This is a genomic window from Streptomyces atriruber (assembly GCF_001418325.1).
Lineage (GTDB): Bacteria > Actinomycetota > Actinomycetes > Streptomycetales > Streptomycetaceae > Streptomyces > Streptomyces atriruber.
This window is the reverse complement of the sequence record NZ_LIPN01000290.1, coordinates 1-20,394: the sequence shown is the minus strand read 5'-3', so window position 1 is coordinate 20,394 and position 20,394 is coordinate 1. Positions and strand designations below refer to the sequence as shown.

The window sequence follows — 20,394 nt, the reverse complement described above, 5'->3', positions numbered from 1 at the left end:
GTGGTGGACAGTGAGCTGCTGGTGGGGCTGATCAGTGGGGGTTCCGCTTTGGGTGGAGCGCTGATCGGTGGGGGGTTCGCCGTTCTGGCCGCTCGTTCGCAGCGCAGGGCGACGGCCTATCAGGCGAATTCGGCTTGGCTGCGGGAGACTCTGCCTCCGTTGTACGTCGAGTTCGGCCATGAGGCGGATGTCATCGGCGACGGCATTTCTGCTGCACTCGGTGCGTGTCGTCGGCAGGAGTGGGATGAGGCGGAGCGTCTGACGTCTGACGTCGTCGGGGGTTTGCGGGGGCTGAGAAGGTCGTTCACCGTGTTGATGGTGAACGCCCCGCAGTATGTGCTGGACGACGCTGAGAAGCTGTTCCGGTGCGTGGTTGAAGGTGCGGCTTTGCTTCCGCCGTATGTGGCCGGGCGTCCCACCGCTGATGCTGCGGAGACCGCCGGAGAGGGGTGGGAATCCTGGCGTTCCTGGTGTTCAAACGATTTCTGGTCGGCGGCTAGTGCGGTGGACTGGCTTGGGCCTGTGAAGGTGTCGTTCAGGGACAGGCTGCGTGAGTGGCGGGTGCGTCGCGTGCGCGGATCTTGACTTTCCAGCTGTGAGTACGAGGGGGCTGCTGCCCCTGCCTGGTTTTCGTCTCGCGCGTGACGTGTTCGCGTGTTCCGGCCAGTCGATCTCGTGCGGCTTGAGAGTGTGCCGTCCGAGGTCGCCTCGGCTCCTTGTGTTTTCTTCAACCCCCTGTGTGTACAGGAGTGTTCATCGTGTCTGACCAGCAGTTCAACCCGCCCGTCTCGGAGCCGTTGGTTCCTCGTCCGCCTGTGACGGTTGAGGCGCTGCGGGAGGCGGTGGATCGTCTGGATCCGGAGCAGACGGCGAAGTTCGATAAGGAGTTCTCTGAAGTCGAGGCCGCGGCGGGCGGTTTCGGGAATCCGTTGCGGTCGTTCCTGCGGTCGTGGTCGTTCTGGGTGGAGCTGTATCGGGTGCCTGCGACGGCGGCGCGGATCCATGAGCTGGAGCTGGAGTTGGCGGAGGCTCGCAGCGGGGAGGAGTCGCGGATGGCGGCGACGCGGATGAGTGTGCTGCTGGATGAGGTGTCGGCTGCCCTGCCGTGGCCGCCGTGACTGGCGGGTGGGAGCACGAGTTCGTTGGGGCGGCCGCGTTGTCGTATCCGGATCTGCCGGAGCTGGACCGGGGTGAGCTGGATGCGATCGGGCGTCTACTGGTGGAGCAGGTGCGGGGTGAGTTCCCGGGCGGCTGGGTGTATGGCACGCCGTTGGTGACGACGCTGCGGCGGTATACGGCGCCGCGGTGGATTGTGAGCTGGCAGGCCGACTTCCAGTACTGGCGGGTGTACGTCGTGCACATCGACGGGCCGGTCGACTGACTGCGTCAGCTCTCTGGCTCTTCCCCGATGACCCACCACGCGTCCAGGTCATCGTCAGGACGGTCCATCAGCAGGGCGAGGGAGTCCACGATGGTGTGGGCCTCGCCTTCCAGCGAGTCCGCGGGGAGGCTCATGCGCTGATGGCGGGTCGCCTGCCAGTACTCCCGGAATACACCATTGTGGAGGTAGACCCTCATCTGCCCGAAGAACTCCTTCCGGGACATGATGCCGAGGCGTAGCGCCAGGAGCAGGCTTCGGTACCGCATCTCGGCGTAGACGAACTGTTGGCTCTTGGCCGGGGAGACGTCCCGGTCGAAGGTGTTGAGTACGTCGCGGGCCTTTTCGTCATCGAGTGCCTTCTCGAGCAGCTGGATGTTGCTCGCGTGGACGAGTTCGATGTAGCGGTCCGTAGCTTGGGATTCCTTCGTGTGCTGGAGCGTTCGGTGGGTGTACCAGAGCCCCGCGGCGGCGATGCCGACCATGGCTGTGCGGAGCCCGGTGATGATGATGCCTGCTGCCGGAACGAGCTCACCGTCGCTGTCCTTGACTCGGTCCCCTTCGATGATCCAGGGCACTTCGATGACGGCCCAGATGAAGGCACTGCAGAGGATGGAGGTGCAAACGATGGCGACCGTCCACTGCCATGGGGTCAGTTGGCGCTTGGGCTCGTCCATGCGCGCATCATGATGCGCCGCCCAGCCGGAGGGGAGGGCTCCAGCAGCACCTCTGGGGATGCGCGGCCCGCCTCTCTACCGTCAGCCAGCCCGTCCGTACGGCTTGCGGTGTTTCGGTCTCGGCCGAAGGCCGTTGATCGTCCTCGGCGGTAGCGACGGTGGGTACGGCCGTCCGGCACGGCCGACGGGTTCGCGTCGCCCCGGGGGAAGTCGGCGTGGAAGCACGGGGAGGACAATCAGTGAGAGCACTTCGTAGTCAAGCGGCCACCGCAGCGGCCAGGCGCAGGACGACTCGAGGCCTCGGGTTTGCCGCGCTCGCCGCTGCCGCGGCTATTCCGCTGTCGGTGGCAACGCCTGCCCATGCCGACATCGTCACTTGCGACCGGGACACCACACCTCAGGGTTGGCACTCGGTCTGTTCCCGCGAGCCGGAAGACGGAGATCCCGGGGGCGTCAGCGGCACCGCCAAGCATTACCACGTCGCAGCCGGCAGCCGGGCGCAGAACTATTTCAAGGCCAAGGGTGAGAACTTCCACCTGCGGAACAGCACCGGCTACGCCGCGATCTTCAGTGCCTGGTACTACCGGGATGGGCAGTGGTACCAGTTCTTCGAAGGCGTCCGCCTCGGCGGTCATGACACGCAGACCATCAACAAGTCTCTGTCCGAGAACCGGCGCGTCTCTATCCAGGCCTGCGTACAGGGCCGCGGCTGCGTCAGCAACGACGACCTGCGCTCCTAGCCGCGGTGTTCAGCTGAGCGATCACACGACGGCGCCCCACCCGTGTTAGGTGGGGCGCCGGGAAGCCCCGCTCATCCGTCGCATGTCACACTGGCGATGGAGCTGGCGATCGCCGCGGATCTGCAGCGGCGGTGGGAGCAGTCCCTTCAGGTCGTGGTGGACCGTCGGGAGTACGGCTCCTATCCGCCGCTGGAGCCGACCCGGGATCAGCTCCGGAAGCGGCGGCATCGCGAGCGGTCTCCCAAAATTCTCCCAAACGCTGGTTGATCTTCTTTCGTGATCCGGAAAGAGCCCGCCTCCATCTCGGAGGCGGGCTCTCTGGGGGGATCGCTCTATGCGCGTCCCAGTGCTGGGTTTTCTAGCGAATCGGCATCCCCGAAAGCGTCCGCGCGATGACGAGGCGCTGGATCTCGCTCGTGCCCTCGAAGATCGTGTAGATCGCGGCGTCGCGGTGCATGCGCTCCACCGGGTACTCGCGGGTGAAGCCGTTGCCGCCGAGGATCTGCACGGCCTGGGCCGTGACCTTCTTGGCGACCTCGCTCGCGTACAGCTTCGACATGGAGCCCTCGGCCGACTCGAACTTCTTGCCGGTGGTGGCCATCCAGGAGGCGCGCCACACCAGGAGGCGGGCCGCGTCGATCTGGGTGCGCATGTCGGCGAGCTGGAAGGCGATGCCCTGGTTGTCGATGATCGGGCGGCCGAACTGGGTGCGCGTCTTGGCGTACTCCAGGGCCTCCTCGTACGCGGCACGCGCCGTGCCGACCGCCATGGCGCCGACCGCCGGGCGGGAAGCCTCGAAGGTGGCCATCGCCGCGTTCTTCACGCGCTCGCCGCCGGACTTGGCGCGCTCCCGCGCGCGGGCCATGCGCTCGTCCAGCTTCTCCTTGCCGCCGAGCAGGCAGTGCCCGGGGACGCGGACGTCCTCCAGGACGACCTCGGCGGTGTGCGAGGCGCGGATGCCGTGCTTCTTGAACTTCTGCCCCTGGGACAGGCCGGGGGTGCTCGGCGGGACGATGAAGGAGGCGTGCCCCTTCGAGCCGAGCTCGGGGTCGACGACCGCGACGACGACGTGGACGTTGGCTATGCCGCCGTTGGTCGCCCAGGTCTTCGTGCCGTTCAGGACCCACTCGTCCTTGGCCTCGTCGTAGACCGCGCGGGTCCGCATGGCCGCCACGTCGGAGCCCGCGTCGGGCTCGGAGGAGCAGAAGGCGGCGACCTTCACGTCGTTCACGTCGCCGTACATCTGCGGGATCCAGGTGCCGATCTGCTCCTCGGTACCGTTGGCGAGCACGCCGACGGCGGCCAGGCCCGTGCCCATGATGGACAGGCCGATGCCGGCGTCACCCCAGAAGATCTCCTCGGTCGCCATCGGGATGCCGAGGCCCGAGGGGTCGAAGAACTGCTGGGCGTAGAAATCGAGCGAGTAGATCCCCAGCTTCGCCGCTTCCTGGATGATGGGCCACGGGGTCTCTTCGCGCTCGTCCCACTCGGCGGCCGCGGGGCGGATCACATCGGCGGCGAACCCGTGGAGCCAGTCCCGGACCTCCTTCTGTTCGTCGTTGAGCTCCATGGTGAACTCGGCCATGACCCCTCCAGGACCTGCGATCATCTGCGGCGTTACTTGCGGTAACCGCAGTCTGTTACTGGCCAGTAGTCCATGTCAACTCCCGGTGGCCCGTTCGATGCGCACGGGACGCCGGGTGTTACGTTGCGCGTGCGTCACCGATTCAGCACGGGCGGGGAGAAGCCATGGAGACCACGCAGCGGACCGATCAGCAGCGGTCCGCGGAGCACCGACGGCGAGAGCTCCTCGAGGCCGCGGACCGGGTCGTGCTCCGCGACGGCCCCGGCGCCTCGATGAACGCCATCGCCGCCGAGGCGGGCATCACCAAGCCGATCCTCTACCGCCACTTCGGCGACAAGGGCGGTCTGTACGCCGCGCTCGCCAAGCGGCACACCGACGCCCTCCTGGAGGCCCTGCGCGCCGCGCTCGACGCCCCTGCCGAGCGCAGGGAGCGGGTCGAGGCGACGCTCGACACCTACCTCGCGGCGATCGAGGCCCGCCCCCAGGTCTACCGCTTCCTCATGCATCCGTCGGAGACCCCCTCCCCCGGCGAGCAGGGCTTCGACGTCGGGCTGCACTCGGCCCCCCTGCTCCGTCGCCTCGGCGAGGAACTCGCCGAGGTCATCGAGGAGCGCGTCGACCTCGGACCGGAGAGCGCCGAGCTCGCCCGGGTGTGGGGGCACGGCATCGTCGGCATGATGCACGCGGCCGGTGACTGGTGGCTCGGCGAACGGCCCTGCCCCCGCGCCCAGTTGGTGCGCAGCCTCGCCGACCTGCTGTGGGGTCGGCTCGCGGCGGCGGGCAACCGCGTCGGAGGTCCGGGGTTCTGACCTCACACGTTCCAAGGAGCCCTGGCGGCGGCCCGCAGCACCCTGCGGCGCCGCCAGCCCGTGACGCGGTCGGTGTAGACGCCGCCGTCGAGGTGGTCGCACTCGTGCTGGAGACAGCGGGCGAACCAGCCCGTCCCGTGCACCCGGACGGGCTCCCCCCGCAGATCGACGCCTTCGACCACCGCATGGTCGAAGCGCGGCGTCCCCGCTTCGAGGCCCGGCAGCGACAGACAGCCCTCCGGGCCGCGCACCGTCACGCCGTCCGCCTCGACGAGCCTCGGGTTGACCACGTGCCCGAGATGGCGGACGTCCTCGTCGTCGGGGCAGTCGTAGACGAACACCCGGCGGCCCACGCCGACCTGGTTCGCGGCGAGCCCCACGCCCCGCGCGGCGTACATCGTCGCGAACATGTCCTCGACGAGGCGTGCCAGTTCGGGGCCGAAGTCGGTGACCTCCTCGCACGGCGCGTGCAGCACCGGGTCATTGAGCAGGGTCAGAGGTCGTACGCGCCCCGAGGCGCCCGGGATCGTGCCGTGTCGCATGGCGGCAAGAGTACGGTCCGGGGGACGGAGCGGCACCGGCGAGGTGCCGAGGTGGTGCCGTGATTCGGGCTTGTCAACGGATCTCGATAGGCTGAGCAGCGAAACGATGCCGGGGGCAGGCGCGGCGCCGTACGCAAGGAGGATCTCGACAGATGTCAGGCAACACGGACCCGCTGTCGCCGCGGGCCAAGCTGGCCGTGACGGCGGGCAAGGCGGCCGCGGCGGTGTCCCGGGCAGCGGGCCGCGGCAGCGGATCGGTGATCGGCGGCAAGGTCGCGCTCAGGCTCGACCCCGAGCTGCTCGGACGGCTCGCCACGCACCTGGACGTGGTCCTCGTGTCGGCCACCAACGGCAAGACGACCACCACGCGCCTGATCGCCGAGGCGCTGCGGGCCAGCGGCCCGGTCGTCTCGAACGCGCTCGGTGCGAACATGCCCGCCGGAATCACCTCGGCGCTCGCGGGCGGCTCGGACGCCAGGTTCGGCGTGATCGAGGTCGACGAGAAGTACCTCGCGGGCGTCGCCCGTGACGTCGACCCCAAGGCGATCGCCCTGCTCAACCTCTCCCGCGACCAGCTGGACCGCGCCGGGGAGACCCGCATGCTCGCCGAGAAGTGGCGCGAGGGCCTGGCCGGTTCCAAGGCCGTGATCATCGCCAACGCCGACGACCCGCTGGTCGTCTGGGCGTCCTCCTCCTCGCCGAACGTGGTGTGGGTGGCGGCGGGCCAGGAGTGGAAGGACGACGCCTGGTCGTGCCCGTCCTGCGGCGGCGTCATGCAGCGCCCCGGGGACGACTGGTTCTGCGGCGAGTGCGGTTTCCGCCGCCCGGCGCCCAGCTGGGTCCTCTCCGGCGACCACGTCCTGGACCCGCACGGCTCCGCGTGGCCGATCCACCTGCAGCTGCCGGGCCGGGCGAACAAGGCCAACGCCGCCTCCTCGGCCGCCGTGGCCGCCGTCTTCGGCGTGCCGCCGCAGGTCGCCCTCGAGCGCATGTACCAGGTGCAGGCGGTCGCCGGACGCTATGACGTCGTGCAGTTCCAGGGCCGCGACCTGCGGCTGCTCCTCGCGAAGAACCCCGCGGGCTGGCTCGAAACGTTTTCGCTGATCGACCCGCCGCCGACCCCGGTGATCCTCTCCGTGAACGCGCGCGGCGCGGACGGCACGGACACCTCCTGGCTCTGGGACGTCGACTACACCCGCCTCGCCGGTCACCCGATCTTCGTGCTCGGCGACCGCAAGCTCGACCTCGCCGTGCGCCTCGAGGTCGCGGGCCTGGACTTCCGGGTCTGCGAGAGCGTCGACGAGGCGGTGCAGCTCGCCCCGCCGGGACGCATCGAGACGATCGCGAACTACACCGCGTTCCAGGACCTTCGCCGCCGCGTCGGCAACTGACCCGCCCGGCCCCTCTAGATCTTCGTAGGGACAAATGAGCATGAGCGACAACAGCCTGCGGCTGGTGTGGGTCTACCCCGACCTGCTGAGCACGTACGGAGACCAGGGCAACGCCCTGGTGGTGGAGCGCCGCGCGCGTCAGCGCGGTCTCCAGGTCGAGCGCTACGACGTGCGCAGCGACCAGCCGGTGCCCACCTCCGGCGACATCTACCTGATCGGTGGCGGCGAGGACCGCCCGCAGCGTCTCGCCGCCGAGCGGCTGCGCCGCGACGGCGGCCTGGCGCGCGCGGTGGGCAACGGCGCGATCGTCTTCTCGGTCTGCGCCGGATACCAGATCCTCGGCAACGAGTTCATCAACGACCTCGGCCAGCGCGAGCCGGGTCTCGGCCTCCTCGACGTGGTCTCCACCCGCGGCGAGGGCGACCGGTGCGTCGGCGACGTGCTCGGCGACATCGACCCGCAGCTCGGTCTGCCGCCGCTGACCGGCTTCGAGAACCACCAGGGCATCACGCACGTCGGCCCGGCCGCGCGGCCGTTCGCCCGCGTGACGCTCGGCCGCGGCAACGGCACGGGCGACGGGACCGAGGGCGCGTACAACGGCACGGTCTTCGGTACGTACATGCACGGCCCCGTCCTCGCCCGCAACCCGCTCATCGCGGACCTGCTGCTGAAGCTGGCCCTCGATGTGAACGCGCTGCCGCCGACGGACGACCGCTGGTACGAGGCGCTACGCACCGAGCGCATCAACGCCGCCCAGCAGCCCGCGTAACACCCTGGAAAGAGGGCCCGCTTGACGCCCCGCCCGCACATGTGAGCGGGGGCGTCCAGCCCTCGGACGCCAGGTGCGGCCCGGCCCCCCGGCGCCTATAGGGTGGCGGTGATCCAGCCGGACGACGTGGTCCGGTCATCGACCCACGTTGCAAAGGTATTCCGGGCAATGCGCATTGGTGTCCTGACCTCCGGCGGCGACTGCCCCGGCCTGAACGCCGTCATCCGCTCCGTCGTGCACCGCGCGGTGGTGGACCACGGCGACGAGGTCATCGGCTTCCACGACGGCTGGAAAGGCCTCCTGGAATGCGACTACCGCAAGCTCGACCTCGACGCGGTGGGCGGCATCCTCGCCCGCGGCGGCACGATCCTCGGCTCCTCGCGCGTCCAGCCCGCGAACCTCAGGGACGGCGTCGAGCGCGCCAAGGGGCACGTCGCCGACCTCGGCCTCGACGCGATCATCCCGATCGGCGGCGAGGGCACCCTGAAGGCGGCCCGGCTCCTCTCCGACGCGGGCCTGCCGATCGTCGGCGTCCCCAAGACCATCGACAACGACATCGCCGTCACGGACGTCACCTTCGGCTTCGACACGGCCGTCGGCGTCGCGACCGAGGCCCTCGACCGCCTCAAGACCACCGCCGAGTCGCACCAGCGCGTGCTCATCGTCGAGGTGATGGGCCGGCACACCGGCTGGATCGCCCTGCACTCGGGCATGGCCGCGGGCGCGCACGCCATCGTCGTCCCGGAACGCCCCTTCGACATCGAGGAGCTCGCCCAGAAGGTGGGTGAACGCTTCTCCGCGGGCAAGAAGTTCGCGATCGTCGTGGCCGCCGAGGGGGCCAAGCCCCGCGCGGGCTCCATGGAGTTCGACGAGGGCGTCAAGGACGTCTACGGCCACGAGCGGTTCGCCGGCATCGCCCGGCAGCTCTCCCTCGAACTGGAACAGCGCCTCGGCAAGGAGGCCCGCCCGGTCATCCTCGGTCACGTCCAGCGCGGCGGCACGCCCACCGCGTACGACCGCGTGCTCGCGACCCGCTTCGGCTGGCACGCCGTGGAGGCCGTGCACCGCGGCGAGTTCGGCAGGATGACCGCGCTGCGCGGCACGGACATCACGATGGTGCCGCTGGCCGAGGCCGTCGAGACGCTCAAGACCGTGCCCGAGGAGCGGTACGCCGAAGCGGAGTGCGTGCTCTAGCTGTTGCCCGTTGTACTACTCGCCCCCGGTCGCGTCAGCGGCCGGGGGCAGTTCTACTCTGGTGCCGACACACGTCGCACAATCCGCACGAATCAGGAGCCACTGGATGGATCACAGCGGGCACGGCATGAACATGGATCTGCCGCCGTTCACGCTGGGGCGAGGCCTCGAGCTGTCGGCCGACCCCTTTTTCCTCATCGGCTGCCTGGTGGCCCTCGCCCTGTACGGGTGGGGTGTGGCACGGCTCGTGCGGCGCGGTGACAAATGGCCGGTGGGCCGCACGGTCTCGTTCGTGATCGGCATCCTGACCGTGCTCCTCGTGATGTGCACCAAGCTCAATGACTACGGCATGGTCATGTTCAGCGTGCACATGGTGCAGCACATGGTGATCAGCATGCTGTCGCCGATCCTGCTGCTGCTCGGGGCACCGATCACGCTGGCGCTGCGGGCGCTGCCGGTGGCGGCCCGCGGCCACAAGGGCCCGCGCGAGTGGCTCCTCTGGCTGCTGCAGAGCCGGTACGTGAAGATCATCACGCATCCCGCGTTCACGATCCCGCTGTTCATCGCGAGCCTGTACGCGCTCTACTTCACGCCGCTCTTCGACACGCTGATGGGCTCCAAGGCGGGCCACATCGGGATGATGGTCCACTTCCTCGCCGTCGGCCTGGTCTTCTTCTGGCCGATCATGGGCGTCGACCCGGGGCCGCACCGGCCCGGCCACATCTTCCGGATGCTGGAGCTGTTCGCGGGCATGCCGTTCCACGCGTTCTTCGGCATCGCGCTGATGATGGCGACCCAGCCGATGATCGGCACGTACATGCACCCGCCCGCTTCGCTCGGCATCGACGCGCTCTCCGATCAGGAGGCGGCGGGCGGCATCGCCTGGGCCTTCAGCGAGATCCCGTCCGTCGTGGTCCTGGTGGCCCTGCTCTTCCAGTGGCGCAAGTCCGAGGACCGCGAGGCCCGGCGCAAGGACCGCGCCGCCGACCGGGACGGCGACAAGGACCTCGAGGCGTACAACGCCTATCTGGCCTCACTGGCCGCTCGCGGACGCTAGCGCCAAAGGGTCTTTCCGGGTGACGATGGTCTTCGGACCGCGGTCCGGGCGCATGGGCGCCGCGGGCTGCCGGGAGGAGGCTGAGCGATGCCAGGTTCCACGAAGACCATGGGTGGCTTCACCATCGGAGGTCTCGTCATGGTGACGGCCTACACAGTGGCGCTCGGAAGCAACGGCTGGCTGTGGTTCGGCTGGGTCGTGCTCGGTCTGATCACGCTGGCGATGGTGCTGTCGCGCACCGCATGAGCGCGGAGTCCCGCGGCCGTCGTCCGCCCGGCGCGGTGCCGCGCGCCCGCCGTCGGCGCGGCTCAGAAGCGGAATACGTAGCCGGTGTCCACGTCCATGGCGCAGGCGTTCGGGTACGTCTTGCGCCAGTCGATCGCCCGACCCTCGTACGACCCGGTCACCGTCGCCGTGACCGGGTCGAATTCCTTTGTGCACGCGTGCGGGTCGTCGGGCAGCGCGTCGAAGTCGCCGCCCGCCCGAGCGATCGCCTCGCAGGCCTTGGCCGCCTGGGGGTGGGCCCCCGAGGGTTCGGGCGCGCAGTGCAGCAGCACGCCGCGGATCCAGGTGTTCTCGGCGCCCGAGACCGTGAGGAAGAGCCCGCGCTTCGGGGTGGGGACCGGGTCCGCCGCCGCGTGGGCGGGGGCGGCCCCGCCGAGAGTGATCAGGGCGGCGGCAGCGAGGGAGAGCGAGCGCAAGGGAGACCTCCGGGGTACGCGCCGGATGTGACGGCGGCGGTGACGTTCCGTGGCGTCGCTGGACGCCGGGGAGAGGCCAGAGCACCCTTCGGCCACGACGCCCGTCGAGCCGCCACACCGGCCGTTCGCCCGTCCGGCCCCGCGCAAGGGCCCGAACGGGCTCTCGCTTCCGTGCCCTCGATTGGCTACTGTGCGTCGGCACCGGGACCAGGGGGAAGGCGACCGCCATGTTCTACCTACTGCTCAAGCATGTGATCCTCGGCCCGCTGCTCCGGCTGACGTTCCGGCCCAGAATCGAGGGCCTGGAGCATGTGCCGGACACCGGCGCGGCGATCGTCGCGGGGAACCACCTGTCGTTCTCCGACCACTTCCTGATGCCGGCGATCATCAAGCGCCGCATCACGTTCCTCGCGAAGGCCGAGTACTTCACGGGCCCGGGCCTCAAGGGCCGGCTGACGGCCGCGTTCTTCCGCAGCGCGGGGCAGATCCCGGTGGACCGCTCCGGCAAGGAGGCGGGCCAGGCAGCGATCCGCGAGGGCCTCGGGGTGCTGCGCAAGGGCGAGCTGCTCGGCATCTATCCGGAGGGCACCCGCTCGCACGACGGCAGGCTGTACAAGGGCAAGGTCGGCGTCGCGGCGATGGCGCTCAAGGCGCAGGTGCCGGTGGTGCCGTGCGCCATGATCGGCACCTTCGAGGCGCAGCCGCCCGGCCAGAAGGTCCCGAACTTCCAGCGGGTGACGATCCGCTTCGGCGCGCCCCTCGACTTCTCGCGCTACGTCGGCATGGAGAACGAGAAGGCAGTGCTCCGGGCCGTCACCGACGAGATCATGTACGCGATCCTCGGGCTCTCCGGGCAGGAGTACGTCGACAAGTACGCGGCCGTCGTGAAGGCGGAGGAGGCCGAGGCGGCCGAGCGCGAGCGCGCGGCGGCCGGGGGCAAGGAGCCGCGCCGGTTCCCGCGGATGCCGCTGAGCTGACGTCCGGCACGGGGTGCGTCCACTGACGCCCGGCGAGGGGTGTGCCGCCGCGGCGACGCACCCCTCCCCCGGTCGCTAGCCGAAGAACACCGAGTGCGGGACCGTGGCACCGCCGTAGGCACCGCCGCTGTTGGGCGCGAGCGTGTCCTGCGGCACGGTGCAGCCTTCGTCCCGATAGAGCGTGGCCACGGTGTCCGTGAAGTTGTCGACGACACCACCGCCGCCCGGCATCACGATGCACTCGTCGTCCGCCGGGTTCTCCATCACCTGCCGGAAACCCGTGTCGGCCCGGTTGTAGGCGAAGGTGCCCGATGCGGCCTGGGCGCTGGTCGACGGACCTGTCACCAGCACGGCAGCGGAGGCGGCCACCACGGCCGTCCTGGCCAGTCGTTTCCACTTGTACATGGGAGACCCCTGTTCTGAAGCGGACGATGTCCGCTTCAGAACAGCAGGAACCCCTGGGACACACCGCCTCTCGGTCCGGAAGACACCCGAAAGGAGAGGCGGCGCGGCGTGCGCTCCGGGGGCACGCGACGCACGAGCGGCATCACCGGTGCGACGGTCGGCCGCCTGCGCCGGGGAGCCGGCTAGGGCTTGGGCGTGGCGTGCGGGCCGCACGTCACGTCGGAGGCGTCCAGCTTGCCGGTCAACAGGTAGGTGTCGACTCGGTCGTTGAGGCACGGGTTGGCGAGGTTGGTGATGCCGTGCGAACCGGCACCCTTCTCCGTGACCAGGCGCGAGCCCTTGAGGCGCTTGTGCAGCTCGACGGCGCCGGGGTACGGCGTGGCGGCGTCACGCGTCGACTGCATGATCAGCGTCTTCGGCAGGCCCTTGTGCGTGCCGACCTCGACCGGATTCTGCTGCTTGCTGGACCAGGTGGCGCAGGGCAGGTTCATCCAGGCGTTGCCCCAGGTCATGAAGGGGCTGGTCCGGTGAATACGGGTGTTGTCGCGGTCCCACTTCTGCCAACTGCGCGGCCACTTGGCGTCGGCGCACTCGACCGCGGTGTAGACCGCGTTGCCGTTCTCGCTGGCGATGTTGCCCGCGGTGTCGGACAGGTCGGGGCCCGCCGCCTCGACGAGGGGCTTCGGGTCACCGGCGACGTACTTGCTCCAGTTCGTCGCGATCTCGACCCAGTACGAGTCGTAGTACGGCGCGTTCTGGAAGTAGCCCTGCAGCTCGGCCGGGCCTACGACGCCGTCCAGGGGCTGCTTCTTCGCGGTGGCCCGCAGCTTGTCCCACTGGGCGCGGACCTCGTCGTAGCTGTCGCCGAGGTGGAAGGCGGCGTCGTTCTTCGCGACCCACTTCAGCCAGTCGACGAAGCGCTTCTCGAAGGCCACGTCCTGGTCGAGGTTGACCTCGTACCAGATCTTGTCCGTGCGCGGGTTGACCACGGAGTCGAAGATCATGCGGCGCACGTGCGTCGGGTAGAGGGTGCTGTAGACCGCGCCCAGGTAGGTGCCGTAGGAGACGCCGAGGAAGTTCAGCTTCTTCTCGCCGAGCGCGGCGCGGATGACGTCCAGGTCGCGGGCGGTGTTGGGCGTCGTCATGTGCGGGAGGAGGTCGCCGCTGCGCTCCTGGCAGCCGTCGGCGTACTCGGCGGCGAGCTTGCGCTGGGCGCGCTTGTCGGCCTCGCTGTCGGGGACCGGGTCGAGCTTGGGCGCCTTCACGAACTCCTGCGGGTCGACGCAGGAGATGGGCGCGGAGTGCCCGACGCCGCGCGGGTCGAAGCCCACGAAGTCGTACGCCTTCGCGGTCTTCTCCCACAGCTTGTTCTTGGTGGTGACACGGCGCGGGAAGCGCATGCCGGAGCCGCCGGGGCCGCCCGGGTTGTAGACGAGGGAGCCCTGACGTTCGTCCTTGCTCCCGGTGCTGCCGATGCGGTCGACGGCGAGCTTGATCTTCTTGCCGTTGGGCTTGGCGTAGTCGACCGGGACGGTGACCCAGCCGCACTGGATGGGCTTCTCCAGCCCCCAGTCGGCGGGGCAGTCCCGCCAGTCGATACCGGCCTTCGCGGCGCGCTGCGCGGCGAGCTCCGCACCGCGGGCCTCACGGTCCTTGCCGTAACGTGCCGCGTCGGCCTTCGCCGCCGTTGCCGCGTCGGCGTTCGCCGTCGGGGCGGCAACCGCGCCCGCTATCAGCGTCGCCGCGACAAGAGCACCCGCGGACCCGAACACCGCCGTCCGTCGTCTGGTCCCTGCTGACCTTCTCAAGTGGGGCCTCCCGCACATCGATTCGAGCAGATTCGATCAGTACGGGGGATCTTTGCGCCTCTGAGGTGGCTGAGAACAGATGAGGCGGACGTTCTTTGCCAATCCGATAAGCGGGTCGGCCGGTACCGGTGAGCGGCCACGGCTCCAGCGACGCACCGAAGGCACCCCTGCGTTGGGGCCGGCAGGCCCCTACGTCGAGGCGTCGAGATGGCTGCGGATCTGCGCGATGACTACGGACACGAGCTGGTCGAACTGCGTGTCCGTGGTGGGGACGGGCAGCTGGGCGGCTTCGCGCAGAGCAGGGATGTCCAGATCGGCGTGGGCCGCCAGCCAGGTGTCGGGGACGAGCGTGCTGCGGTCCGTCGTGGCGTGCGCGGCGGGGAGGTCGACCACGAGCGCGAAGGAGAGCACGAGCAGGGAGAGGTGGCGGTGCACCTCCAGAGCTGCCGAGAGGCCGATGCCGATGCCGCCCAGGAGTTGGAGAAAGCGGTCGAGGTTGAGGAGACGGTTGGGGTGCACGGAGGCAGGTGGCGCGTCCTCGTCGAGCGAGACCAGCAGAGCGCGCGGCCAGCGTCGGTACAGCTCGCGCAGGGACCGCGCGTAACCGGCGACGGATTCCTCCCAGACCGCGGGGTGCAGGGGAGGCGGGTTCCAGGAGTCGAGCATGAGCCCCAGGGCGAGGTCGACCACGTCCTGGCGGTCCTCGACGTAGTTGTACAGAGCCCGCACGGTCACGCCGAGTTCAGCGGCCAGGGCGCGCATGGTGACGGAACGGAACCCGTCCGCGCCGGCCATCTCCAGCGCCTTGGCGGCGATCGCCTCCCGGGTGAGGACGGGGCGGCCCTTGCGGGTCGTGGGGCGGCGGCGGGAAGCGGCAGACATGGCGTCATCGTACGGGCCTCCGCTTGAACTTCACACATGTTGACTTTAAGCACCGGGAGCCCGCAGGCTGACGGCACCGCCAGTGCTCGCCTGGAGGTCGCATCCCGCATGGCAGCTCAGAAGTCCCGTCGTCTCCCGCCGCTGAGCGGGGTCCTTGTGCTGGTGATGGCCTCCACGGGGCTGGTCGTCATCGACATCACGATCGTGGCCCTCGGACTCCCGCTGATCAGTGCCGACGTCGCGGACGGGAAGTCGGCGGAGTCGGTGGTGGTGACCTACATGGTCGCGATGGGGGCACTCACCCAAGCGGCCGGAAGCCTCTCGGACCGCTGGGGGCGGCGGCCCCTCTTCCTTGCCGGGATCGCCGTGTTCACTCTGGCCTCCCTCGCCGCGACGTTGGCGCAGGACCTGTGGTGGCTCAACGCCGCCCGGGCATTCCAGGGCTGCGGAGCCGCAGTGATCATGGTGAACGGCATTCCGCTCATCTCGGACCGCTACACCGGTGAGGAGCGCAACCTCGCCATCGGCGCCTGGGGGTCGTTCGCGACCGCGGCGGGGCTCCTCGCTCCGGCCCTCGGCGGAGTGCTGATCGACGCCGTCGGATGGCGGGCCGTGTTCGCCATCAACCTCCCGCTCGGCGCGGCGGCTTGGGCGCTGGCCGCCCGCGTGCTGCCGTCCCCCTCCCCCGCGCCCGTCTCCGCGCCCTCCTCGACCGGGCGGCCGGACTGGGCCGGAAGCCTGTTGCTCATGCTCGGCCTCGGTACGGCGACCCTGCTCATGCTCCGCCCCGACGACAGAGCATGGGCAGGTCAGGACACCGTCGCACTGCTCACTGCCTGCCTGGCACTCGTTGCCTTCCTGGTGCTCCAGCTCCGGGTGCCCGTGCCGACACTGGAGCTACGGATGTTCACCCGGCCCGCGTTCTGCGGCGCGATGCTGGCCGTCCTCCTCTCCCGCGTCCTGACCATCGGAGGCTCGGTCTACCTGGTGCTGTACCTGTCGGACGGGCTGGGCCTGAACCCGACCGCGGCGGGGCTGCTGATGACGCCGATCTTCCTCGCACAGATCGCCACCGGCATGGTCGGCTCCAAGCTGCTCAGCCACTGGGCCCCCGGCCTGGTGATCGGCTCCGGCTACTTGCTCAAGGCCATCGGCTTCGCGGCCCTGGCGCTGCTGATCACCCCGAGCACACCGTGGTGGGCGCTGCTCGGACCACTGCTGGCCTGGGGCGCCGGTGGCGGAATCGCCGGCGCCCCCGTGATGGCCGTGGCGGTCCAGGTCACCGAACCCGAGCGGGTCGGCATGGTCGCCGGGGCCGTGTCCACCCTCGCCTCTCTCGGGGCCGGCGTCGGCACCGCGGCACTGGGCGCGGTCTTCGCCCTGCACGGCGGCGCCGGTACAAGCAGTCAGGCAGTCGCGGACGGCACCCGCGCCGTCCTCACGGCCTCCGCGGCGCTCGCGGCCGTCGCAGTGCTCACCACACTCGTCCTCATCCATCCGCACCGCGTCCCTCGCCCCGACCGAACCCGGGCACCCGCCCGGTGACCAAGGTGGAGCTCGACGAGGCCACGGAGCGGACCGTGGACGCGGCAGCGGGACCGTTCAGTAGAGGTGACGGACGAACACGTCCGACTTGCCGTTGGTGTCGCCGGGCACGATGTCGTCGGCCGTGGACCGGAAGACCACGTCGCGCCCGCCGGCGCTGACCGCGTCGACCCCGGCCGAGGCGGGCTGGTTCGATACGACCTCGTCGGTGCCCGCGCTCAGGTCCCGCAGGATGAGCGACGGTCCGGTCGTGTCATGGGGGGCGTACAGCAGATGGTCGCCGCCCGGATCGATGGCCAGGCCTTTTACGTTCGGCACCTGTTGAGCGGTGCCCGAGCTCACGTCGTGGACGTAGGTGTCGGAGCCCGAGAGGTACACGACCTTGCTGCCGTCCTCGCTGATCTGGACGATGCTCGCCTCCGTGGCCGGGCCCTCGATCGGACCCGAGATGGAGCCGTGATCCCGGTCCCACAGGAACACGTTCCCGGCCTTGCCGTCCTGGTAGGCGACGAAGCGGCCATCACCGCTGATGGACGGCCGGGAAGGGGCAGTGTGGTCGAACCAGGCGAGTTCCTGCTTGGTGTTGGCCTGCCAGTCCCAAACGTCGATGCGCTGGCTGGTCGAGGGCCGACCGATGGTGGCGACGTTGGCGACGTAGCGGCCGTCACCGCTCAGCGACGGCTGACTGCAGTTGAGGGCATCGCAGTTGAGGCCGATCGCACTGCCCGCGGTCCACTGCGCGAGCTTGACCTTGGTGTCCCTGAACAGCAGCACCCAATAGGCGGCATATTCCCCGTCACCACTGATCACCGGGGCTTGGATCGGGGCGGTGCCCACGCGCTTGAGCTGCCCAGACGGCTGGTCGCGCAGGTACACGCTCTCGCCTCCCGGTGTGTTGCCGGGCAGGAGGTTCTTCGCCGACGACGAAAAGACGACGCGGCGGCCGTCCGTCGTGATCGCGCCACCGGTGGAGTCCCCGTCGGACTGAGTGCCGTCACCCGCGACACTGACCCTCTCGACACCGACCGCGCTGTCGCGCGCGACACCCCCGGACTCGGCCGAGGCGGCTCCGGGCAGCACCGTGGTGACCGCGCACACCACGACCGCCGCGCATAAGACGCCCCGGACGCGTCTGGCGGTGCCCCGGTTCGTGCTTCTCCTCATTTTCCCCCCAGTCAGCGATACGTCTCGCCTCCGGCTCCCCACCGGAGGACCCCCAGGCATGCAACCGCGATGCCGCCCGGGGGTCAATGCGTCACGTGACATGTGAGAGGCATCGTTTCGTTCGAGTGAGGGGCGGCTCGTCAGGTGCGGTCGTGGAGCGTGACGTGGTAGCCGTCCGGATCGGCGAAGGTGAAGGTCCGGCCGAAGGGGCCGTCCATCGGTGCGGAGACGATGGTGTGGCCGTCGGCGACGAGAGCGTCGTGGATGGCCTGGACGCCGGTGGCGTGGAGCCAGATCGCGGCACCGATGCCGGGCTGGTCGACGGATGAGAGATCGGTGCCGGGAATGACCTCGCGGAGTGCGAACGCGATCGGCTTCGTCTCGAAGACGACGGCGTGCGGCGGTCCGGCCTTCGAGCGGACGAGGCCGAGGTACTGCTCGTAGAACGCCTGCGAAGCGTCGAGGTCGCGCGCCTGGAGCGAGATGAAGTCGGGGCCGGTGACGGGCATGATGATGCTCCTTCTCTTCATGTCAGATTACTGACACAGGCCAACGTATGTCAGAATCCTGACATGAGTCAAAAGGGTGTCGGCGTCGACCTGGACAAGTCACTGGGCTACCTGCTGAAGGAGGCTTCGAGCGCCCTGCGCGCAGCCATGGAGGAGGTGCTGCGGCCGCTCGGGATGAGCGTCACGCACTACTCCTGCCTCGAACTGCTCGCCCAACGGCCCGGCTTGTCGAACTCCGAGCTCGCGCGTGGCGCGTTCGTGACACGGCAGACGATGAACGTGCTGCTCCAGGCCCTGGAACGAGACGGCCAGGTGACCAGGCCCGCGGAGGCGTCCGTCGGGAAGGTCCTTCCCGCGCGGCTCACGCCCCGCGGCCGACAAAGCCTGGAGAAGGCGACCGTGGCGGTCCGGTCGGTCGAGGTGAGAATGCTGGCGGGCATGACCGAGGCCGAGCAGGCAGGCGCGTTCCGGAGCCTGCAGAGCATGATTCGCTCCCTGCGCGAAGGCGACGACGGCGCGTAGCCCGTTCCTGGGCGCACGGATTGCCGCGCTCGGACGGGAGGGCAGCCGAGAGTGCAGTGATCCGCCGACCGCGAGGCGAATTGGCGCTGACCCACTGCGGCGATAACCCCACCAGTTGACCCGCGAGGGCCAGACTGACCTGCTGCCTCTCGGGGCCAATCCAACGCCTGCGCGACTTCCACTCGTCCGGTGCCACCACTGCACTCCCCCTGTTCTTCCGGTGGCGCCCTGGCGGGAACGCCAAGGCCGAACCGCCACCACCCGCGAGAAGGTCCACGGTGCGGGAACGGCGCCTGCAGGGAAGAACTGGTCGTGCACACGTCCTCCTGGTGAGCCTTTGCCTGGCCCCCAGCTCACGCGCACACCCAACCACCCGCCCATATCGCCCAGTTGACCGGCAGCGTCGCCGAACATGGCGCAAGGGGTGGGCAGCCGGTCCACCACGATGCCGCTGGTTCGGGAAGACCGCCACGACGGGGCCGTCGACGCCGGTCGAACTTCAGGGCATTCGTGATCACCAAGCGTCCTCAGGACTGCCCGTACTCCGTTCATACCTCGGAGCACGCCGACCCCTGCGTTCCACCCGCTGCACTATTTATGTGCAGCTGATCTCCGGCCGGGGCCTTGGGCAAGCACTCAGAGCATCTGAGTGAGCTGATGTCTGACGTGGCCCCCATCGACCGCCCCAGGCCCTGCCAGAGCGGCTTTACGTCACCGCCATTCGCAACTCGCTGCCATGCGCGATGGTTTTGACAACTCAAAGCGAAGGGAGTGGTTGATCAGCGACGCTGCTACGCAGGTACCTGCGACGGGCCCCGTCGAACCGTCACAGCGAAAATCGGCCAACTTCTTCTCTCGAGGCCAGCCAAAGACGGATGGTCGCCGTCCTGCGAAGACATGGCGACCGCGATCATCCCCACGGCAGGAGAGACGACCGTCAGCTCCACCTATAACGCGACAGCTGTGGACGGGGCGGAAGGGGAACCCTGACCAGACACATCCGGAGGCCTTGGCCAGGCACTTTGGCGTCAACCACTTCCCGGACCTCGAAGGCGCGGAAGCGATCGACGAACAGTCGACGCTCCCGCAAGCGCTCAAGGACGTGGATACGTGCAGCCTCGCCTTGCGCACCAACAACTTGTCTCCTTCAGCCGTCGCAATATTGCTAGCCTGATCAGTCAGTTGAGAGGACTGGAAGGGCGGGATGACTCAGAACGCAGCTCGCCATGGCGGGGCATGCGGAAGTGGTCGGCATCTGGTGGAGGCTGACGTGCCGCCACGAACAGCTCTCCTGGCCGAGAGCGAGCGGGAACGCGTAGGGGCCGCATGATTCCGCGCGTGGTGATGCCCCCTTGGTGGTCGCGCAGGAGGGAGCGACGGCGTCTTCGCCTCAACGCCGAAGCAGTCCTGGATGACCTGGACTTACCTGCCGAGTTCGATCTCAGCCTGCTCATTGATCAGTTGGGCAGAGAACGGGGCCGTCCCATCCACGTCGTCTCCGCTGCTCTGGGGGTAGGGTCTCCGTGCGGCATGTGGATCGCCACGAGGGATGGTGACTTCATCATCGTCGAGGCGACGACCGGCCCGCTCCACCAGAACCACATCATCGCTCACGAGTTGGCGCATATGCTCTGCGCGCACTCTCTCTCCGCGAGTCCCACCACAGTCGGCGAGGCCCTGCTCTTCCCGGACCTCGACCCCCGCTACGTAAGCGAAGCACTAGGTCGTGTCTTCAAAGT

Annotated in this window: 22 protein-coding genes and 1 pseudogene; 14 read left to right on the top strand and 9 right to left on the bottom strand. The window is 69.2% G+C overall.

Going from position 1 to position 20,394, the window contains the following annotated elements; all coding sequences use genetic code 11:
• The 3 genes from AOK03_RS27760 to AOK03_RS27750 form a co-directional block, all read left to right on the top strand.
• Positions 1-585, top strand: a 585-nt coding sequence (locus AOK03_RS27760; RefSeq protein WP_157869097.1) for a hypothetical protein, incomplete at its 5' end; no start/stop codon positions are given.
• 173 nt (positions 586-758) lie between these two features.
• The gene (locus AOK03_RS27755) at positions 759-1,118 is read left to right on the top strand and encodes a hypothetical protein (RefSeq protein ID WP_055568094.1); all 360 of its coding nucleotides are present in this window, start codon (positions 759-761) and stop codon (positions 1,116-1,118) included.
• Positions 1,106-1,381: a hypothetical protein gene (locus AOK03_RS27750; protein ID WP_055568093.1), complete on the top strand. Its 276-nt coding sequence runs from the start codon at positions 1,106-1,108 to the stop codon at positions 1,379-1,381. Before AOK03_RS27755 ends, AOK03_RS27750 begins: the two co-directional genes overlap by 13 nt.
• A 5-nt stretch (positions 1,382-1,386) precedes the next feature.
• On the opposite strand, the gene AOK03_RS41310 is transcribed toward AOK03_RS27750, so the two are convergent.
• Positions 1,387-2,055: a DUF6082 family protein gene (locus tag AOK03_RS41310; RefSeq protein ID WP_055568092.1), complete on the bottom strand. Its 669-nt coding sequence runs from the start codon at positions 2,053-2,055 to the stop codon at positions 1,387-1,389.
• Positions 2,056-2,399: 344 nt separating this feature from the next.
• Here AOK03_RS41310 and AOK03_RS27740 point away from each other — a divergent pair, with 344 nt between their 5' ends.
• Positions 2,400-2,795 carry a hypothetical protein gene (locus tag AOK03_RS27740; protein WP_055568091.1) on the top strand — a complete coding sequence of 132 codons (396 nt, stop codon included), beginning with the start codon at positions 2,400-2,402 and terminating at the stop codon, positions 2,793-2,795.
• A 358-nt stretch (positions 2,796-3,153) separates the two neighbouring features.
• Here the strand turns inward: AOK03_RS27740 and AOK03_RS27735 are convergent, their stop codons facing one another.
• Entirely contained in the window at positions 3,154-4,380 is a 1,227-nt protein-coding gene (locus tag AOK03_RS27735) for an acyl-CoA dehydrogenase family protein (protein ID WP_055568090.1), read from the bottom strand.
• A 164-nt stretch (positions 4,381-4,544) separates the two neighbouring features.
• On the opposite strand from AOK03_RS27735, the gene AOK03_RS27730 reads away from it, so the two are divergent.
• Positions 4,545-5,189 carry a TetR/AcrR family transcriptional regulator gene (locus tag AOK03_RS27730; RefSeq protein WP_055568089.1) on the top strand — a complete coding sequence of 215 codons (645 nt, stop codon included), beginning with the start codon at positions 4,545-4,547 and terminating at the stop codon, positions 5,187-5,189.
• A 2-nt stretch (positions 5,190-5,191) separates the two neighbouring features.
• Here AOK03_RS27730 and def read toward each other — a convergent pair whose 3' ends face one another.
• Positions 5,192-5,731, bottom strand: a complete 540-nt coding sequence (gene def / locus AOK03_RS27725) for a peptide deformylase (RefSeq protein ID WP_055568088.1) — start codon at positions 5,729-5,731, stop codon at positions 5,192-5,194.
• A 152-nt stretch (positions 5,732-5,883) separates the two neighbouring features.
• Between def and AOK03_RS27720 the strand changes: the two genes are divergently transcribed.
• The 5 genes from AOK03_RS27720 to AOK03_RS42135 all read left to right on the top strand — a co-directional run bounded on the left by AOK03_RS27720 (position 5,884) and on the right by AOK03_RS42135 (position 10,388).
• Positions 5,884-7,122: a Mur ligase family protein gene (locus tag AOK03_RS27720; RefSeq protein ID WP_055568087.1), complete on the top strand. Its 1,239-nt coding sequence runs from the start codon at positions 5,884-5,886 to the stop codon at positions 7,120-7,122.
• Positions 7,123-7,162: 40 nt separating this feature from the next.
• Complete coding sequence (locus AOK03_RS27715; RefSeq protein ID WP_055568086.1) at positions 7,163-7,891, top strand: type 1 glutamine amidotransferase; 729 nt, start codon at positions 7,163-7,165, stop codon at positions 7,889-7,891.
• Positions 7,892-8,059: 168 nt separating this feature from the next.
• Complete coding sequence (locus AOK03_RS27710) at positions 8,060-9,085, top strand: 6-phosphofructokinase (protein ID WP_055568085.1); 1,026 nt, start codon at positions 8,060-8,062, stop codon at positions 9,083-9,085.
• A gap of 106 nt (positions 9,086-9,191) precedes the next feature.
• Complete coding sequence (locus AOK03_RS27705; RefSeq protein WP_055568084.1) at positions 9,192-10,142, top strand: cytochrome c oxidase assembly protein; 951 nt, start codon at positions 9,192-9,194, stop codon at positions 10,140-10,142.
• A gap of 87 nt (positions 10,143-10,229) precedes the next feature.
• Positions 10,230-10,388, top strand: a complete 159-nt coding sequence (locus AOK03_RS42135) for a hypothetical protein (protein ID WP_107098122.1) — start codon at positions 10,230-10,232, stop codon at positions 10,386-10,388.
• A 62-nt stretch (positions 10,389-10,450) separates the two neighbouring features.
• Here AOK03_RS42135 and AOK03_RS27700 read toward each other — a convergent pair whose 3' ends face one another.
• Complete coding sequence (locus AOK03_RS27700; RefSeq protein ID WP_055568083.1) at positions 10,451-10,843, bottom strand: SSI family serine proteinase inhibitor; 393 nt, start codon at positions 10,841-10,843, stop codon at positions 10,451-10,453.
• Between the two features lie 227 nt (positions 10,844-11,070).
• Between AOK03_RS27700 and AOK03_RS27695 the strand changes: the two genes are divergently transcribed.
• Positions 11,071-11,820, top strand: a complete 750-nt coding sequence (locus AOK03_RS27695; RefSeq protein WP_055568082.1) for a lysophospholipid acyltransferase family protein — start codon at positions 11,071-11,073, stop codon at positions 11,818-11,820.
• Positions 11,821-11,895: 75 nt separating this feature from the next.
• Here the strand turns inward: AOK03_RS27695 and AOK03_RS27690 are convergent, their stop codons facing one another.
• The 3 genes from AOK03_RS27690 to AOK03_RS27680 form a co-directional block, all read right to left on the bottom strand.
• Entirely contained in the window at positions 11,896-12,225 is a 330-nt protein-coding gene (locus AOK03_RS27690) for a hypothetical protein (RefSeq protein WP_157869096.1), read from the bottom strand.
• 182 nt (positions 12,226-12,407) lie between these two features.
• Complete coding sequence (locus AOK03_RS27685; RefSeq protein WP_244177777.1) at positions 12,408-14,033, bottom strand: alpha/beta hydrolase; 1,626 nt, start codon at positions 14,031-14,033, stop codon at positions 12,408-12,410.
• 189 nt (positions 14,034-14,222) lie between these two features.
• The gene (locus tag AOK03_RS27680) at positions 14,223-14,915 is read right to left on the bottom strand and encodes a TetR/AcrR family transcriptional regulator (protein ID WP_055568079.1); all 693 of its coding nucleotides are present in this window, start codon (positions 14,913-14,915) and stop codon (positions 14,223-14,225) included.
• A gap of 108 nt (positions 14,916-15,023) precedes the next feature.
• On the opposite strand from AOK03_RS27680, the gene AOK03_RS27675 reads away from it, so the two are divergent.
• A complete protein-coding gene (locus AOK03_RS27675) occupies positions 15,024-16,460 on the top strand; it encodes an MFS transporter (protein WP_055568078.1) in 1,437 nt (478 codons plus the stop codon).
• Positions 16,461-16,517: 57 nt separating this feature from the next.
• Here the strand turns inward: AOK03_RS27675 and AOK03_RS42810 are convergent, their stop codons facing one another.
• Entirely contained in the window at positions 16,518-17,624 is a 1,107-nt protein-coding gene (locus AOK03_RS42810; protein WP_055568077.1) for a TolB-like translocation protein, read from the bottom strand.
• Positions 17,625-17,764: 140 nt separating this feature from the next.
• Positions 17,765-18,133, bottom strand: a complete 369-nt coding sequence (locus AOK03_RS27665; RefSeq protein ID WP_055568076.1) for a VOC family protein — start codon at positions 18,131-18,133, stop codon at positions 17,765-17,767.
• Positions 18,134-18,196: 63 nt separating this feature from the next.
• On the opposite strand from AOK03_RS27665, the gene AOK03_RS27660 reads away from it, so the two are divergent.
• Positions 18,197-18,655: a MarR family winged helix-turn-helix transcriptional regulator gene (locus AOK03_RS27660; protein WP_055568075.1), complete on the top strand. Its 459-nt coding sequence runs from the start codon at positions 18,197-18,199 to the stop codon at positions 18,653-18,655.
• A gap of 1,338 nt (positions 18,656-19,993) precedes the next feature.
• Positions 19,994-20,394 (top strand): annotated as a pseudogene (locus AOK03_RS43560) (toxin); the annotation flags it as partial.

Excerpts from the sequence above, each read along its gene's own strand:
- AOK03_RS42810 (WP_055568077.1), bottom strand. The coding sequence starts at position 17,624 with ATGAGGAGAAGCACGAACCGGGGCACCGCCAGACGCGTCCGGGGCGTC.
- AOK03_RS27715 (WP_055568086.1), top strand. The coding sequence starts at position 7,163 with ATGAGCGACAACAGCCTGCGGCTGGTGTGGGTCTACCCCGACCTGCTG.
- AOK03_RS27710 (WP_055568085.1), top strand. The coding sequence starts at position 8,060 with ATGCGCATTGGTGTCCTGACCTCCGGCGGCGACTGCCCCGGCCTGAAC.
- AOK03_RS27675 (WP_055568078.1), top strand. The coding sequence starts at position 15,024 with ATGGCAGCTCAGAAGTCCCGTCGTCTCCCGCCGCTGAGCGGGGTCCTT.
- AOK03_RS27735 (WP_055568090.1), bottom strand. The coding sequence starts at position 4,380 with ATGGCCGAGTTCACCATGGAGCTCAACGACGAACAGAAGGAGGTCCGG.
- AOK03_RS41310 (WP_055568092.1), bottom strand. The coding sequence starts at position 2,055 with ATGGACGAGCCCAAGCGCCAACTGACCCCATGGCAGTGGACGGTCGCC.
- AOK03_RS42135 (WP_107098122.1), top strand. The coding sequence starts at position 10,230 with ATGCCAGGTTCCACGAAGACCATGGGTGGCTTCACCATCGGAGGTCTC.
- def (WP_055568088.1), bottom strand. The coding sequence starts at position 5,731 with ATGCGACACGGCACGATCCCGGGCGCCTCGGGGCGCGTACGACCTCTG.
- AOK03_RS27690 (WP_157869096.1), bottom strand. The coding sequence starts at position 12,225 with ATGTACAAGTGGAAACGACTGGCCAGGACGGCCGTGGTGGCCGCCTCC.
- AOK03_RS27695 (WP_055568082.1), top strand. The coding sequence starts at position 11,071 with ATGTTCTACCTACTGCTCAAGCATGTGATCCTCGGCCCGCTGCTCCGG.
- AOK03_RS27665 (WP_055568076.1), bottom strand. The coding sequence starts at position 18,133 with ATGCCCGTCACCGGCCCCGACTTCATCTCGCTCCAGGCGCGCGACCTC.
- AOK03_RS27680 (WP_055568079.1), bottom strand. The coding sequence starts at position 14,915 with ATGTCTGCCGCTTCCCGCCGCCGCCCCACGACCCGCAAGGGCCGCCCC.
- AOK03_RS27705 (WP_055568084.1), top strand. The coding sequence starts at position 9,192 with ATGGATCACAGCGGGCACGGCATGAACATGGATCTGCCGCCGTTCACG.
- AOK03_RS27660 (WP_055568075.1), top strand. The coding sequence starts at position 18,197 with ATGAGTCAAAAGGGTGTCGGCGTCGACCTGGACAAGTCACTGGGCTAC.
- AOK03_RS27720 (WP_055568087.1), top strand. The coding sequence starts at position 5,884 with ATGTCAGGCAACACGGACCCGCTGTCGCCGCGGGCCAAGCTGGCCGTG.
- AOK03_RS27730 (WP_055568089.1), top strand. The coding sequence starts at position 4,545 with ATGGAGACCACGCAGCGGACCGATCAGCAGCGGTCCGCGGAGCACCGA.